Genomic DNA, 13377 nt, shown 5'->3' on the forward strand with positions numbered 1-13377 from the left:
CTGGCGCGCCATAACCACTTAGCATGACAATTGCATTACACTTTTATGACATTCATCCGGCGCGGGGGCACACTCGATGAAAATTAGGGCGACCGTCATTTGCGAACATGAGGGGCACATCCTCTTCGTACGCAAGGCCAGATCAAAATGGGCATTGCCCGGCGGGAAAGTAGAAGCGCACGAGCGCCCGGTAGGCGCGGCGGAACGCGAGCTGGAAGAAGAAACCGGTTTAAACGTGGACGGCTTGCTGTACCTGCAGGAGCTCAAGGCCCGCGACACCGTCCACCATGTGTTCGAGGCCTCGGTGGTCAATATCGACGAGGCGCGGCCGTGCAATGAGATTGTCGATTGCCAGTGGTACGCCTACAGCGCCGTGGACGAGCTGGATACCACAGACACTACCCGCCACATCGTCAAATCCTTCCTGCGGCGCCTCTGACGCGCTGGACGGCCCTTAACCTACCGCAGCAAACCCACGGCGCCCGGCCTTTATCTCGGTACGCAACTCACCAATCAGGTTAGAGATGGCACGGATGCTGTCCAGGCCTTCGGGTGATACGCGGGTCAGCAGCAAGTCGACACGACCGGACGCAGGCTCGAACACGCTGATGCGCAGCGAGCCGTCACTATTGAGGCAGCACTCACACGCAAGCGGCAGGAAGCCTGAGGCCATGATGCGGTTGAATTCGGTGATGGAAATCATGATCAGCCCCCCGTCCCTGGGTTCTACCCGATTGAGGTGATGCAAGCAGCATAGATAAGGTTTTGCCGGTCGCCGGACAATTAATGCAAAAGTGTTAGCCAGCCCTCACTTTAGTAGGGCGTCACCGGCCATGAACGACAGGCCGAGATTAAATCGCGGGCAAAAAAAATCCCAAGTAGCTGATGGAAACTTGGGATTTAAAAATGCATAAACCGTGGGAGGTGAACGCCCGGCTATAGTAGCGATTGTAAAAACATGTAACAAGATTATTTTAATCCTTTCGTCGGATTGAAAGCGTCGTAAGTCATTCAATAACCACATATTTTTTAAGGTAGAAGGCAGTAGTCGTGCTACTTTTTGGTGCAAGTAACGACAGTAAGTCCCTGTATAAAAAATGGTTATTAATCGGGCGTAGCGCTTTCAAGTAACTGTTCACTTAACTGCTTGCATGTGTCTTGAAGGGCCTCACGACTGGAAGCAGTGGCGCCCACCACGGCCTCCAGATGACGACACAGCGTCAGGCGTTCAGCCGCCTCTTCGCGCTGGCGGTCGACCTTGGCGTTGAGTTGAATGAAATAGAACCCCAGCAGCACGGCGATGCCCAGCACACCCACCGCGAGGTAGCGCAAGCCGTTGGACGATGGAGGCTCTGGGGCATTCATGGCCTTATGGCGCCCTGCTCTTTTCATAACGAACGTCATCACCATCGACCGGCCCCACTACGGACCAGCCCAGGCGCTGATAGAACCCATTGGCGCGGATTTCATCACGCCCATCAGTCACCAGGTAGAGCGTGTCGTGGTGCTCAAACAGGGCCGCCTCGGCCACCGCCATCAGTTGACGGCCCAGCCCAAGCTTCTCGTGCGAGGGCAGCACGAACATTGCGAACACTTCACCTTCATCCAGGTCGACCATGGAAAACCCCGCCGCCTGGCCGTCCACTTCCGCGATCCAGCCGCAAGGTGCTGCACGCAACGTATCGCTCAATACCTGCGGGGTAATCCCCAGGCCAGCCATCTGTTCAAGGCTCAGGTGGTTTTGCACCACCGAGGTGCGAATCGCGCACAGCGTGTCGACGTCATCAGGTGTCGCCGTTCGAATCAGCACTTGCATACCCGCCTCCATCAAGAAGTGCGCAATTGTATGCAAATACTCACACGGGGTTTGTCGTGGATTTGTAAAGGCCCCACGGCTGGTGCGGGCTACGGATTACTTGCGCGCGACCTTGTAGCGCAGGCAATCCTGGTAAAAGCTTTGACGAATCGCCTCGGGCTTGAGCCTTGAGCGGCTGTCATAGGTCTGCTCGGTGATGCCCATGGCCATCATGCGCATCCACGATTTGCTGAACTTGAGGGTCTGGATCTTCTGCCGGGCCGCGTATAGCGAAACGCCGGATAACTTTAGCTCCTGGGCCCTGGCGGCCGTGCCTGCGCCCCAACTGCACATGTACTTGTCACCCTCGCGCAATTCCCTGGCCTGCGCGACAGTCGCGCCGCCGGCCAGGGAGCAGGCAATCAGCATCATTCCCACAGAGCGCATTTGCATCCTCACCTAACCACCTGAAAATAAAAGTGATTTTGGCGAGGATTTTGTTACAAAGGGGCCATTAAATTGCCTTACTGCGCAAAGCGACTCGCGGATGCTTCCTATCAAGGCTTGAGTTCGAACAGCGCCGGCATCGGTGGCCACTGCGAAGGCACTTTACGAAAGCGGCTGAACCCGGCTGCCTCAGCCATCTGGCGGGCACGCTTCTCGCCCATGAACGCCCCCAGCCCTGCCCCACCGTGGGACAGCGAACAGGTCATGCAATAGAGGGTGCTCTGCGGGTACATGACGCGCCCGAACAGGTTCATGTTCTCGTGCAGTTCCTCGGACAGGTTGAGCTCCACCATCAGGTAGGTACCGTCTTCGGCCGTGGCGGCGCGCAAATCCTTGAGCATCTGCTGAGGGTCGGTGGCATCGTGGATCACCACAAAGGTGGTCACGAAGTCGAATTGCTGGCCGCGCAAGGCATCGGAGTCGTTCACCTCGAATTGCACCCGGTCACCCACACCAGCCGCCTCGGCGTTGGCCCGCGCCAACTCGATGGAAGGCAGGTGGAAATCGCAGCCGACAATGCGCGCCTCGGGGTAGGCCTTGGCCATGGTGATCGCTGCAAGGCCCGCACCGCAGCCGAAATCCAGCACACTGCCGCCGGTCTTGAGCTTCTCCTCAACACCGTCCAGGGATGGAATCCAGTGCTGGACCAGGTAGTGCTTGTACCAGGGCATGGTCATGCGCTCCATGCCTTTCCAGGTTTCCAGCGGGAACGCCTCTTCAGCGCAACCACCACCATGGCGGAAGGCCTCGATGACCTTGGGCGCCATGCTCACGAACGGCACGCTCAGCTGGATAATGCCACCGGCAAAATACGGCGAATCTTCATCGGCCAGCACCGGCACAAACTCGGCGGGCATTTGGTAGCGGCGGGTTTGTGCGTCGTAGGTCACATAATTGCCGGTGGCCATGCTGCCCAGCCATTCGCGCAAGTAACGTGCGTTGTAGCCGGTCTTGTGCGCCAACTCTTCCAGGGTCACCGCCTGGCCGTCGGCCAACGCCTTGAACAAACCGAGCTGGTCGCCGATGTAGAGCATGGCGCCGCGCAGCGTGTTGCCGTAATCCTCCATGATGCGCGCCGAAAATTGCTGGACCTTGGCTTTATCAACTTCCATAACGTTGGACATCTGTCGCTCCTTGATGAATATGCAAATCTGTTAAGGGATCAGTGGCCGGCGAGTTTGGCCAGCACGTTGTCAACGATGCGTTCGGACATGCCCAAGTGAGTACGGGGCTCGAACAGCCGGGCCAGGGCGCCATCATTCATGACAGCAAGCACCCGCGCATCGGCCTCGATTGCCTCGCGGATCGACACGTGATTGCGCTGGCTGGCCTGGGACACTTCGAAGATGATCTGGTAGGCGCTGCTCTTGCCCAGCTTGCGCGCCATTTCGAACACCACCGCTTCGGTGCAGATGGCATCGCCATAGGCCTGGGCGGTGCTTTCCATCTTCTGCACATTCACGGTGAGCCCCTCGATGGTCTCGGTCAGAATCGAGAGCGCCATCAGCGCATAGTGGGAAACGTCCGCGACCGCGCACCACTCCAACCGCGTACCGCGGTAATCGCGCTCATGCTCAAGAATCATCGCGTCCAGCGCGAGCATGACCTGGGCCTTGGCCAGCCGTGCCAACACCACCACCTGCTCGCAGCCTTCGGGGTTGCGTTTGTGCGGCATGGTGCTGCTGCCGATCTGCTGGTCGCTCCAGCCCACTTCCACTTCAGCGATTTCCCAACGATTGAGCGTACGGATTTCATCGGCTACGCGGGCCAACGAGGCGGTGACCATGGCCAGGGTGCTGACGAACTCCGCAACGCGGTCACGGGACACATGCCAGCCCGTCAGGGGCACTTGCAGCGACAAGCGCTGGGCAAAACGCTCCAGCATCGGCATGGCGTCCGGGCCGAACGCCGCCATGGTGCCGACCCCGCCGAACAGTTGCACCACCAGTACACGCTGGCGGGCTTCGGCCAAGCGCTGCCGGTGGCGCAACAGCTCATCGATCCAGCCGGCGACCTTCAGCCCGAAGGTGGTCGGCAAAGCGGGAATCGAGTGGGTCCTGGCGACCATCAGCGAGTCACGGTGCGCATCGGCCAGGGTCGACAACTTGCCCAGCAAAGTCTCCAGGGCCTTATCCATCGCATCAAGCACATCGCGCATCTCCAGGGATTGGGCGGTGTCCTGGATGTCTTGGGTGGTAGCGCCGTAATGCACGTATTCACGGGCACTGGGGCTACAATTTTTTTGCAGGGCGCTCAGCAATGGCATCAGCGAATGCCCAGTGGCAGCCACGCCCTCGGCCAGTTGGCGCACATTGATGCCCGATAGCAACGCGGCCTTTTCGATCTCCAGGGCCGCCTCGCGCGGGATGATGTTGACATCGGCCTGGGCCATGGCCAGCGCAGCTTCCACGTCCAGCCAACGTTGAAGGCGACAATGACTGCAGAAGATCTTGCGGCTCTGCGGGCCGGCATAACCCGAACCGTGGGTTTTCGAATCGAGGATGTGGCTGTGTTCGTGACGGCATTGCTCGCCGTCATGATCAAAGCCCGGGTGGTCCGAACGTGCGGTGCAAGACGCACGGGCTGTCTTTTCCAATGTTTGCGCATCCATCACATACCCTCCGTAGCGTACAGGGACTGATTGGTATTGCCTTGGGTTGCCATCACTGCTTCAGCGCCATCGCCTGAAGCGCGAGGTCGTGCTTTAGTTGCCACCAGATCGACCATCTCGGCCGCCAGCCCTGTGTAGGCTGTCGGGTCAAGCAAGTCATCGAGCATTTGCGCGCTGAAACAACCGCGCAGCCGAGGGTCGCCAAGCAGCGCGTCGCGAAAGCAAACGCCCGCGTCTTGGGCCTGCTGGGCGATGTCGTGCACCAGGTGATGGGCCGTCTGCTTGCCACACCGAGGCGCCAGCGCAAGCATCACGCGCTCCGACAGGATCAGCCCGCCCAACAAGTCCAGGTTGCTGCGCATGCGCGCTTCACGCACCTGCAGCCCAGCCTGCAGCAAGCCTTCCATACGAGCGAGCAACGCACCGGCGTAAATGAACAGCTCGGGTAAGGCCGCCCATTCGATGCGCCAGGTGGTGCCGTCACGCTCGTGCATCTGGAAAGCGGCGTCGGTCAGCGCGACCATCTGCGCGCGCACCAGCCGCGACAGCGCGCTGATCAGGTCCACGGTCGATGGGTTTTGCTTGTGGGGCATGGTGCTACTTCCCACTTGCCCGGCTCGCCGCCCCTCGCGCACTTCGTCGATCTCGGTGCGCTGCAGGTGGTAGATCTCATTGGCGACACGGCCCAACGTCGCCGACGCCTGCACCAGCAACCACGCTGCTTCCAGGATGCGGTCGCGGGCGCTGTGCCAACTGCTCAACGGTGCCGACAGGCCGAGGCTTTCCAGGGTACGGCGCTGCACTTCCAAACCCTGCGGGCCAAGCCCGGCCAGGGTGCCCACGGCGCCGGTCAGGTTGCCGACCATCACCCGGGCGTAGGCTTCTTCAAAGCGTTCAAGGTGTCGATCAATCTCATCGACCCACACCGCCACCTTGTAGCCAAACGTGGTGGGCAAAGCGTGTTGACCATGGGTCCTGGCGACCATCGGCGTGTGCTTATGGCGCAGGGCGAGCGTGAGCAGATGCCCACGGATCCCGCGCAAACGCTGCATCACCAGGCCCCAGGCATCGCGGATTTGCAGGATCAGCCCGGTGTCGAGGATGTCCTGGGTGGTCACGCCGTAATGCACGTATTCGCCCAGCCCATCGGCGCATAACCCCTGCAATGCGCGCAGGGTCGGCACCAGGATGTGCCCGGTTTCCAGGCCTTCGCGCCCCAACGCGTCGAGGTCCAGCAGTTCCACGCTGGCTACCCGGGCAATCTCCCGGGCGGCCTCGTGGGGGATGAGGCCCATCTGCGCCTGGGTCGCCGCCAGCGCTGTTTCAACATCGAGCCACTTCTGCACCTGATTGGCATCAGAGAAGATCGCAGCAAATTCCGGGGACGAGTAAGCGCCCCCGTGGATACGGGATTCAGTGATATGACTTGGCATGTCGGGTTACTCGGGTTGTCCAGGGAGGGCTACTTCACGCGTTGTACTTCTTCCCAGACTGCATCGTAATAAGCCCGCTCCAGCCGGAAGTGCTCGGCCAAAGACGTCAGGAACGCATTCTGAAACCCGAGGTCCGGAATACGCCGTGAGATCAGCGCCCATTCACGCTTGGCCCGCGGCGGCACCAGGCTGATATGCACTTCGTAGTACTCCGCGTCATCCTGGCTCAAGCCCGCGTTGCGCAGGGCGTTGTACAGCTTGCCGTGGTTGCCCGGCACCACCAGTTCGGTGATGTAGAACACCGCCAGGCCCCAGCCGACATCGGGGTTGCGGAAACAGCGTGCGCGGTTGTTGAGGTAGGCGATTTCCTCGGGCATCGTCGAGAGCGCCTCGAAATCGGCATTCAGGCCCACGGCGGCAAGCAGCTTGGCTAACAGGCGGGGGTGGGAGCGCCGCTCGTCTTCTTCGCCCAACTCGCCGTAGAGATAACGCGCCAGGGCGGCCGCTTCGTCCACGTCGGTCAGGTTGACCAGCAGGTCGGCGGCATCCCGGTACAAGCGGTACGTGCGGAACCACTGGTGACGCAGAAACACCTGCAGTTGCTCGCGAGAGGCTTTGCCTTCAAACACATACTGCGACATCGGATGGTTTTCCCGCGACTGCGCGGCAATCTGCTCTTCCAGGCGTTGCTGGAAACCAGCCTCGGACAAGGGTGATGCCAGGTCGGCTGACGGCATGAAACGCTCTTGCACGCTATAGACGGCATTGGCCAGCCAGCGCCGGGTCGAGGCGGTGGCCACGTCATCGCTCAGCGACAGGATGTACAGCAATTGCTGGCACTGCGCTGCATTCGCGGCGTCGCCACGTTGGCCGGTCTCGCACAGGGCGCGCAGCATATTGGCGGCAATTTCGATGCGATTGAACGTCGCGTCCGGCTTCAAGGCTTCCGCCAAGAGACGGGCTTCGGCCGTGTGAATATTCTGCAATTGCGGCAGGGAAAAATTACGTGGGCTCATCATGTGCTCCATTATTTTTGTTTTCGGATCGCAGGTCGTTCAGGCAGACAGGCGTTGGGCCTGCATCTGCTGCCACAGGCTGTCGAAGTAGGCTTTGTTGATTTCGAAGTGGCGCTTGAGTGCGCGCATGAACGTGCGCTGAAAGCCCTCCTCGCTGGCGAACTTGGCAATCAGTGCCCACATTTCCTCGGTGTCGATCTCATCCTGGGTGCCATGCAAACGGTGGAATTCGCTGGGCTGCTCTGGAACGTCGAGGCGCTGCAACAGCTCGTAGATGCGCCGATGGTTGACGCAACTGACAGACTCCACCGCATACAGCAGCGCAAGGCCCCAGGCGACATCCGTGTGGCGCACACAGCGAATACGATTATTCAGGTAGGCCTTTTCCAGCGGATGCAGCGCGGGAAAGTCGATGGCCAGCGGAATATCGAAATACTCCATCAGATGGGCGAGCATCGCCGGGTGCGAACGCTCCGGTGTCTCAGCCCCTGCTTCGCCGTACAGGTTGCGGTAAAACACCGAGGCGTCCTCGATGGCTTCGAAGCGAAAGGCCAGTTCGGCCAGCAGGCTGTAGAAGTTGTAGGAACGGGTCCAGTGATGCTCCAGGAAGAAGCGCACATCCTGCACCGGCGGCGTACCTTGGAACAGGTGTACCGACATCGGGTGGTTGACCCGGCTACGTGCGGCGATTTCAGCGTCGACCTGTTGACGGAACTCGTCCACCGGCAACGCGGTGAAGCCCGGCACGTCGGCGGCGAACTCATCTTCGACGCGGTAGACCTCGCTGGCCATCCAGCGCCGGGTCGGCTCGGTGCGCGGGTCACCTGGAATGTGCAATTGCAGCAAGGCTGACTGGTAGTGCGCGTAGGCGCCAGCGTCTCCCGCCAGGCCTTGTCGAGTCAGTGCGAGCAGCGCTTCCAGCGCGCGGGTGACCTGGGTGTAGTTGGCGCCGGGTTCCAAGGCATTCGTCATCAGCCGCGAGGCGGTGGTGAACAGATCGGAATCCGAGCGTTGTTGCAGGGTAGCAGTATCCATTGATAACCCCTGAATCTTGTTTTTGTGGTTGGGCATACTCGGAAAAAAGCCTAAAGGTTCCCGTAGTGGCAAGGTCAACACCTGTAGGAAAATTCTTTCAAGGCTTGGCGATGGGAGGTGATGGCGTCAGGGCGGAGCCCCAATTAGCCGTTACCGCAAGAATGGATATGTACACGATCCAACTGTATCGGCTGTCAGGCCGTCTTCGCAGGCAAGCCAGCTCCCACAGTTAGATCGCGGTGCGTCAGTTAGATCAGCGTCGGCTGTCAGTCCGTCACGGGAGCAAGCTCACTCGCCACAGGTCCAGCGTCGCACCAAAGTTGTGTAGGTACCTATGGTCATCGCCGACGAGCCAGCGCCCACAGTTGGATCGGGGTGCCAGGTAGATAGGGTCGGTCATCAGACCAACGCCCTGCGCTCAAGCACAAAGCGCGGCAACTGATCCCCAGGCAGCGCCTTGCTGAAATACCAGCCCTGGATAAACAACTCAGGCCCGTTACTCAAAAAGGCCAATTGCTCAGCCGTCTCAACCCCTTCCACGACCACGCCCAGGTCCAGGGCCTCGCAGAAGCGCAACATACCGGTGAGCACCTGGGCGCCTTTAGGGTCGTGCTGGGCAACCACAAAACTGCGGTCGATCTTGATGAAATCCACAGGAAACTGGTGCAGATAGCTCAACGCAGAAAACCCAGTGCCAAAATCATCCAGATAGACCTTGGCCCCCATGGCTTGCAACTTCTGGATGGTCTGGCGGGTGGCCGGGATGTCGCTGACCAGCGCGTCTTCGGTAATTTCCACTGAAACTTGCCCACGGGCCTGGCCAAGAATTTCCACCAGGCGGTCGCCATAGGCGGCGTCCTTTAGTGTGGTACTGGAAATATTGATGGTCATCGGCAGTTCAAAACCCATCTTCTGCCATTTCTGATACTGGCGCACGGCCTGGGATGCCACCCACACATCCACGTCCGGCATCAGCCTGGCGTGCGCCAGCCATTGCAGGAACTCCCACGGCGAATGCACCGTGCCCTGGCTGTCCCGGGCGCGCATCAGCGCCTCGCACCCGGTGCATAAACCGGTACGGGTGGAGACCTGGGGTTGAAACTCAAGATAGAACTCGTAATCGCTGATCTGCTGGATGCGGTTCAACTCAGCGGCCTGGCGGGCCAATGTCTGGTGGGTGGCCAGCACCGGGTCGAACTCTAGCAGACGGCCTTTTTCCTCAAGGGCGCGAAACGTCATGTCCAAAGATTTGAGATACACCGTGCCGCCATCGCTGGACTGGCGGTGAATCGCTCTCACGTAAGGCGCATACACCAGCGTGCCGGCCCCCAGCAGAACGATCTGCAACACCACCGCCGCCACGTCGCCGTGGGTGCTGAGGTATGCATTGAGCAGCACCGGGGCGGTAAACGGCACGCTGGCCACCGCCGGCGACACCCAGCCCAGTTGTACCACCATCAACGCCACCATCGCGTTGAACGCCGGTACCAGTAGAAACGGTATAAACAGGCGCGGGTTGAGGATGATCGGCAAACCGAACAACAGCACCTCGCTGACATTGAATAACGACAACGGCAAACTCGCTACCGCCAGCAAGCGCATGGACTGGCTTTTGGAAAACAGCAGGATCGCCAGCAGCAGGCATAAGGTTGCCCCCGAACCACCGATAAACGCAAAACTGCCCAGCAAGCCGTTATTGAGCAAGTACAGCACCGGCTCCCCCGCCGCCAACGCTGCGCCATTGAGCGCCACGGCCTGGTCCAGGGCATCGAATAGCGGCTGCATGGCATACACGCCGTGAATGCCGAAGAACCACAGCAGCGAATTCATCAGTGTCACAAACAACCCGCTGCCGTAAGGCGTCTGCAACGCATCAAGCACCTGCGGCCCCTGGATTTGCGCCACATGGGGGATCAACAGCAGCAACGACAACATTGTCACCAACGACAAGGCCGTGAGTGCGCCGGGTATCACCATGTTGATGGTGCCCTTGAGGTTATGGCCGACCAGGTCTTGGTTGACCAGGCGTGTCCAGCGAAAGCGGTGCAGCCAGGCAATGGCAGGCACATTGATCAAGGGCGAAGCAATGGCAATAAACAGCAGGAACGTGGCCGAAGCACGCGGGTAATCACGCAGCACGAAGGTGGCGACCACCACATGGGCCAGGCACAGGAAGGCAACCGGCAGCTGTGGCAGACGGTGTTGAATCGCCAACATATAACCGATGGAGGCCGCGACCAGCAGTGGGATCACCGAACTGATCTGTTTATGCAACCCCGCCAGGAAACTCACCACTTGGGGATCGAACCCCAGCGCCAGGGCACATTCGGACAGAATCAGGAAGCCGGCGGACACCAACAGGCACGGCAGAATCCACAGCAGCCCCTCACGAATCGCACGCAACGACTCCGTGCTGGCCAGGACCGCCAGGCGCTGGGTCAGGAAAAGTTTGAACAGGGTGTGCGCCATGGGCCGTCCTCTGCCTGTCACCGACTGCCGCTGAAGATCAGCGGCCGGAAACACCGCTAACGCTACACGCCCTGATAGCCGAAGCGAAAGCCTTTATCCCCGTCCCAGCCCGGCTTTTTACCAGTGAATGCTTGGCTGCTAGACTAAATCCCTACAGATTTATCGAACTTTCTGACTTGAATCATCCCCTAAGGCTGTCTGAGTCGGTATCATCCGCACGGTTTGTGCGTGTTAAACGATGTTACAACCTGTCTGATAATGGGTACGCACTCAGGGAATCTTGCCTGGAACGACAACAGGCCAAAGGAGAGAACCTCACTATGCAAGACAAGCGCTCAAGTAACATGCGTCCTCTATTCGTCACCATTGTGCTGTGGTTGTGCAGCGTGGTGTTGCTGTTTGTGATCAAGAACGTCATTGAATTGTTTACCGGGCCTGTGGCTGAAACCTGGGTAGACCTGACGCTGGTGCTGATCGCCTATCTGATGTTTTTCTTGCTGGCGCCGTTGCAGAACTGGATGCGACGCAGGTCGCGCAAGCGTGCCCGCCATCACCTCAACGCACGCACGTCCGAGAGCAGCTCTCATCCTTCTCGTTAAGGTGTCTATCTGTGTCGACGCCTAACGATACTTATCAGCTTGCACTGGACAGATTTCTGCGCGAACAACCGCAGGTCGCTGCCGAGCTGGACAGTCTTAACCCGCTGGTAGCCCAGGCCAGGGGCGAAACCCTGGCGCAGTATCGCGCTGAACGCCTGCATGAGGCTTTCGAGGCACACGCTGAACAGCAACAGCTGTTCGCCTGGGAATTGACCCTCAAGCTGACGGCCGATTCCACCGAAGTCTTCGAGGCCCAGCGCCGTGAAGTGCATAAAGAAGTCGCACAGATGGCGGGCATGGACTGGCTGGAGTACTGCCAGTTGCACGGCTTGGCCGTTTGACCTCTTCCCTACAAGCGCCAGCGTGGCCGGTTGCGCCCCATGACTTGGCGCAACTCGGCGACCGTTATGCTTCGGTGCTGCGGGTCCACCGCGAGCGCAGCCTGTAACGCCGCCCAGCAATGCCTGGGCAACTGCGCAGGCCGGGACAGCCGGTCCATTGCGCAACGTTCGCCAACGCGCTTGCCATGGGCCAGTTCGTATAGGATGCAGGCCACGCCGTACAAGTCGGCGGCCGCGGTCAACGCCCCGCCGGCCAACAGTTCCGGGGCTGCGTAGGCAGGTGTCCAGGCATTGAAACGACTGCGGCTGACACTCGGCAAACCCACCCCAGCCTGCCCGGCGGCATGGCCCAGCCCAAAATCGAACAAGCGCACGCCCTCCTCGCCCACCATGACATTGGCTGGTTTGACGTCACCGTGCAGCACGTTTTGCTGGTGGGTGTAGACCAAGGCATCCAGCAACTGCACGGCGATGGGTTGCAGTTCGCGCCAGGGCAACCCATAAGGGCATTCCAGCAGCAGACGGTCCAGGGTCAGCCCCTGCAACAACTCCATGGTGAAGAACGCGACCTGGCTGTGTGTGTCGACTTCGAACGAGAACGTCCGTACCACGCGGTCGTGCCGAAGGCTGCGGGTCAACGCAAACTCGTTGTACAACAACACATGCGCATCGGGACATTGGGAAATGGATTCGTCCACCAGCTTGAGCGCCACGTTCGAACAGCGCTCGCCTAATTGCTCGTGCAGCAGGTCGCGCGCACGGTACACAACGCCCATCCCCCCTCTGCCCAAGACATGCTCAAGGTGATAACGCCCAACCAGCAGACGCAAGGCTTGTGGCGACGCGCTCAAGGCTGCACGACAACCGCGGTCAGGTCATCATGTACCGGCCTGCGCAACGCCCCTGCAAATAGCCGTTCCACTGCCTGCTGGGGCGTTTGCATACTCAACGCTCGTCCCAGGTCCACATGGCTGAGGGCCTGATACAAACCATCACTGCATAATAAAAATACATCCCCTGGGCGGGTACTGAGTTCCAATGCCTCAAGGTGCAACCGCGAACCCGCGCCCACGGCTCGGGTCAAGGCCCTGGCATCGGGGTAGGCCTGGGCTTGCGCGGCACTGAGGTGACGCTCGTCCATGAGCCGCTGCAGCAACGAATGGTCCTTCGACAATTGGTAGAGACTCTGCCCGCGCCATAGATAGCAGCGACTGTCTCCCGCCCAGAGACAAGCCGCCCGGCCTTTCTCCAGCAGCAGTGCAACTACGGTACTGCCCATCGTCGCGTCACCAGGTGCGCCAGGTTCTGTCCATGCACGCCTCAACCCTTGGTTGACGCCCTGCAAACAACTGCGAACGGCCTGGATACGCTGATCGAGGTTGCCCTGAGCCGACACGGCTGCCAACTGCCTGATTACCCATTGGCTGGCGACATCCCCGTTGCGATACCCGCCCATGCCGTCCGCAACCGCCCAGCAGCTGCGGCGCGGGTCGTCCAGGAATGCATCCTCGTTGCGCAGCCGCGCCTGCCCCTGCTGTGTACGACCAGCGCTGCGCCAGGGGGCTGCCATC

Annotated in this window: 15 protein-coding genes; 3 read left to right on the top strand and 12 right to left on the bottom strand. The window is 60.1% G+C overall.

Translation table 11 applies throughout. The features are described 5' to 3' along the window. Window positions 1-76 precede the first annotated feature (76 nt). Complete coding sequence (locus tag GIV26_RS09135) at window positions 77-439, top strand: NUDIX hydrolase (RefSeq protein WP_236280163.1); 363 nt, start codon at window positions 77-79, stop codon at window positions 437-439. A 15-nt stretch (window positions 440-454) separates the two neighbouring features. On the opposite strand, the gene GIV26_RS09140 is transcribed toward GIV26_RS09135, so the two are convergent. From GIV26_RS09140 to GIV26_RS09185, 10 genes are all read right to left on the bottom strand, one after another. Next, window positions 455-703, bottom strand: coding sequence for a DUF1652 domain-containing protein (locus GIV26_RS09140; RefSeq protein ID WP_003191753.1), 249 nt, complete (start codon window positions 701-703; stop codon window positions 455-457). A gap of 401 nt (window positions 704-1104) precedes the next feature. Further along, complete coding sequence (locus tag GIV26_RS09145; RefSeq protein WP_236280165.1) at window positions 1105-1365, bottom strand: hypothetical protein; 261 nt, start codon at window positions 1363-1365, stop codon at window positions 1105-1107. A 4-nt stretch (window positions 1366-1369) separates the two neighbouring features. Beyond that, the gene (locus tag GIV26_RS09150) at window positions 1370-1816 is read right to left on the bottom strand and encodes a GNAT family N-acetyltransferase (RefSeq protein ID WP_034126087.1); all 447 of its coding nucleotides are present in this window, start codon (window positions 1814-1816) and stop codon (window positions 1370-1372) included. A gap of 96 nt (window positions 1817-1912) precedes the next feature. Then, entirely contained in the window at window positions 1913-2242 is a 330-nt protein-coding gene (locus GIV26_RS09155; RefSeq protein WP_003191756.1) for a hypothetical protein, read from the bottom strand. 110 nt (window positions 2243-2352) lie between these two features. Further along, complete coding sequence (locus tag GIV26_RS09160) at window positions 2353-3426, bottom strand: class I SAM-dependent methyltransferase (RefSeq protein ID WP_014718237.1); 1074 nt, start codon at window positions 3424-3426, stop codon at window positions 2353-2355. Between the two features lie 38 nt (window positions 3427-3464). Beyond that, complete coding sequence (locus GIV26_RS09165; RefSeq protein WP_236280167.1) at window positions 3465-4913, bottom strand: class-II fumarase/aspartase family protein; 1449 nt, start codon at window positions 4911-4913, stop codon at window positions 3465-3467. After that, complete coding sequence (gene purB / locus GIV26_RS09170) at window positions 4913-6346, bottom strand: adenylosuccinate lyase (RefSeq protein WP_236280169.1); 1434 nt, start codon at window positions 6344-6346, stop codon at window positions 4913-4915. The genes GIV26_RS09165 and purB overlap by 1 nt, the downstream gene beginning before the upstream one ends. Window positions 6347-6375: 29 nt before the next feature. After that, window positions 6376-7362: an HOASN domain-containing protein gene (locus GIV26_RS09175; RefSeq protein WP_060764836.1), complete on the bottom strand. Its 987-nt coding sequence runs from the start codon at window positions 7360-7362 to the stop codon at window positions 6376-6378. A 39-nt stretch (window positions 7363-7401) separates the two neighbouring features. Then, window positions 7402-8397: an HOASN domain-containing protein gene (locus tag GIV26_RS09180; RefSeq protein WP_072448390.1), complete on the bottom strand. Its 996-nt coding sequence runs from the start codon at window positions 8395-8397 to the stop codon at window positions 7402-7404. 399 nt (window positions 8398-8796) lie between these two features. After that, window positions 8797-10866, bottom strand: coding sequence for an EAL domain-containing protein (locus tag GIV26_RS09185; RefSeq protein ID WP_236280171.1), 2070 nt, complete (start codon window positions 10864-10866; stop codon window positions 8797-8799). 344 nt (window positions 10867-11210) lie between these two features. Here GIV26_RS09185 and GIV26_RS09190 point away from each other — a divergent pair, with 344 nt between their 5' ends. Both GIV26_RS09190 and GIV26_RS09195 read left to right on the top strand, forming a co-directional pair. Beyond that, a complete protein-coding gene (locus GIV26_RS09190; RefSeq protein WP_236280173.1) occupies window positions 11211-11465 on the top strand; it encodes a hypothetical protein in 255 nt (84 codons plus the stop codon). An 11-nt stretch (window positions 11466-11476) separates the two neighbouring features. Continuing rightward, entirely contained in the window at window positions 11477-11806 is a 330-nt protein-coding gene (locus tag GIV26_RS09195) for a DUF6388 family protein (RefSeq protein ID WP_054898536.1), read from the top strand. An 8-nt stretch (window positions 11807-11814) separates the two neighbouring features. Here the strand turns inward: GIV26_RS09195 and GIV26_RS09200 are convergent, their stop codons facing one another. After that, a complete protein-coding gene (locus GIV26_RS09200) occupies window positions 11815-12657 on the bottom strand; it encodes a serine/threonine-protein kinase (RefSeq protein WP_080757681.1) in 843 nt (280 codons plus the stop codon). After that, the gene (locus GIV26_RS09205) at window positions 12654-13376 is read right to left on the bottom strand and encodes a PP2C family protein-serine/threonine phosphatase (protein WP_127880628.1); all 723 of its coding nucleotides are present in this window, start codon (window positions 13374-13376) and stop codon (window positions 12654-12656) included. Before GIV26_RS09205 ends, GIV26_RS09200 begins: the two co-directional genes overlap by 4 nt. Window position 13377 lies beyond the last annotated feature (1 nt).

The organism is Pseudomonas sp. PA-1-3F (genome assembly GCF_021609665.1).
Taxonomy (GTDB): Bacteria; Pseudomonadota; Gammaproteobacteria; order Pseudomonadales; family Pseudomonadaceae; genus Aquipseudomonas; species Aquipseudomonas paracarnis.

Coding starts and splice junctions, on each gene's coding strand:
- GIV26_RS09135 (WP_236280163.1), top strand. CDS start 77: ATGAAAATTAGGGCGACCGTCATTTGCGAACATGAGGGGCACATCCTC.
- GIV26_RS09140 (WP_003191753.1), bottom strand. CDS start 703: ATGATTTCCATCACCGAATTCAACCGCATCATGGCCTCAGGCTTCCTG.
- GIV26_RS09145 (WP_236280165.1), bottom strand. CDS start 1,365: ATGAATGCCCCAGAGCCTCCATCGTCCAACGGCTTGCGCTACCTCGCG.
- GIV26_RS09150 (WP_034126087.1), bottom strand. CDS start 1,816: ATGCAAGTGCTGATTCGAACGGCGACACCTGATGACGTCGACACGCTG.
- GIV26_RS09155 (WP_003191756.1), bottom strand. CDS start 2,242: ATGCGCTCTGTGGGAATGATGCTGATTGCCTGCTCCCTGGCCGGCGGC.
- GIV26_RS09160 (WP_014718237.1), bottom strand. CDS start 3,426: ATGTCCAACGTTATGGAAGTTGATAAAGCCAAGGTCCAGCAATTTTCG.
- GIV26_RS09165 (WP_236280167.1), bottom strand. CDS start 4,913: ATGGATGCGCAAACATTGGAAAAGACAGCCCGTGCGTCTTGCACCGCA.
- purB (WP_236280169.1), bottom strand. CDS start 6,346: ATGCCAAGTCATATCACTGAATCCCGTATCCACGGGGGCGCTTACTCG.
- GIV26_RS09175 (WP_060764836.1), bottom strand. CDS start 7,362: ATGAGCCCACGTAATTTTTCCCTGCCGCAATTGCAGAATATTCACACG.
- GIV26_RS09180 (WP_072448390.1), bottom strand. CDS start 8,397: ATGGATACTGCTACCCTGCAACAACGCTCGGATTCCGATCTGTTCACC.
- GIV26_RS09185 (WP_236280171.1), bottom strand. CDS start 10,866: ATGGCGCACACCCTGTTCAAACTTTTCCTGACCCAGCGCCTGGCGGTC.
- GIV26_RS09190 (WP_236280173.1), top strand. CDS start 11,211: ATGCGTCCTCTATTCGTCACCATTGTGCTGTGGTTGTGCAGCGTGGTG.
- GIV26_RS09205 (WP_127880628.1), bottom strand. CDS start 13,376: ATGGCAGCCCCCTGGCGCAGCGCTGGTCGTACACAGCAGGGGCAGGCG.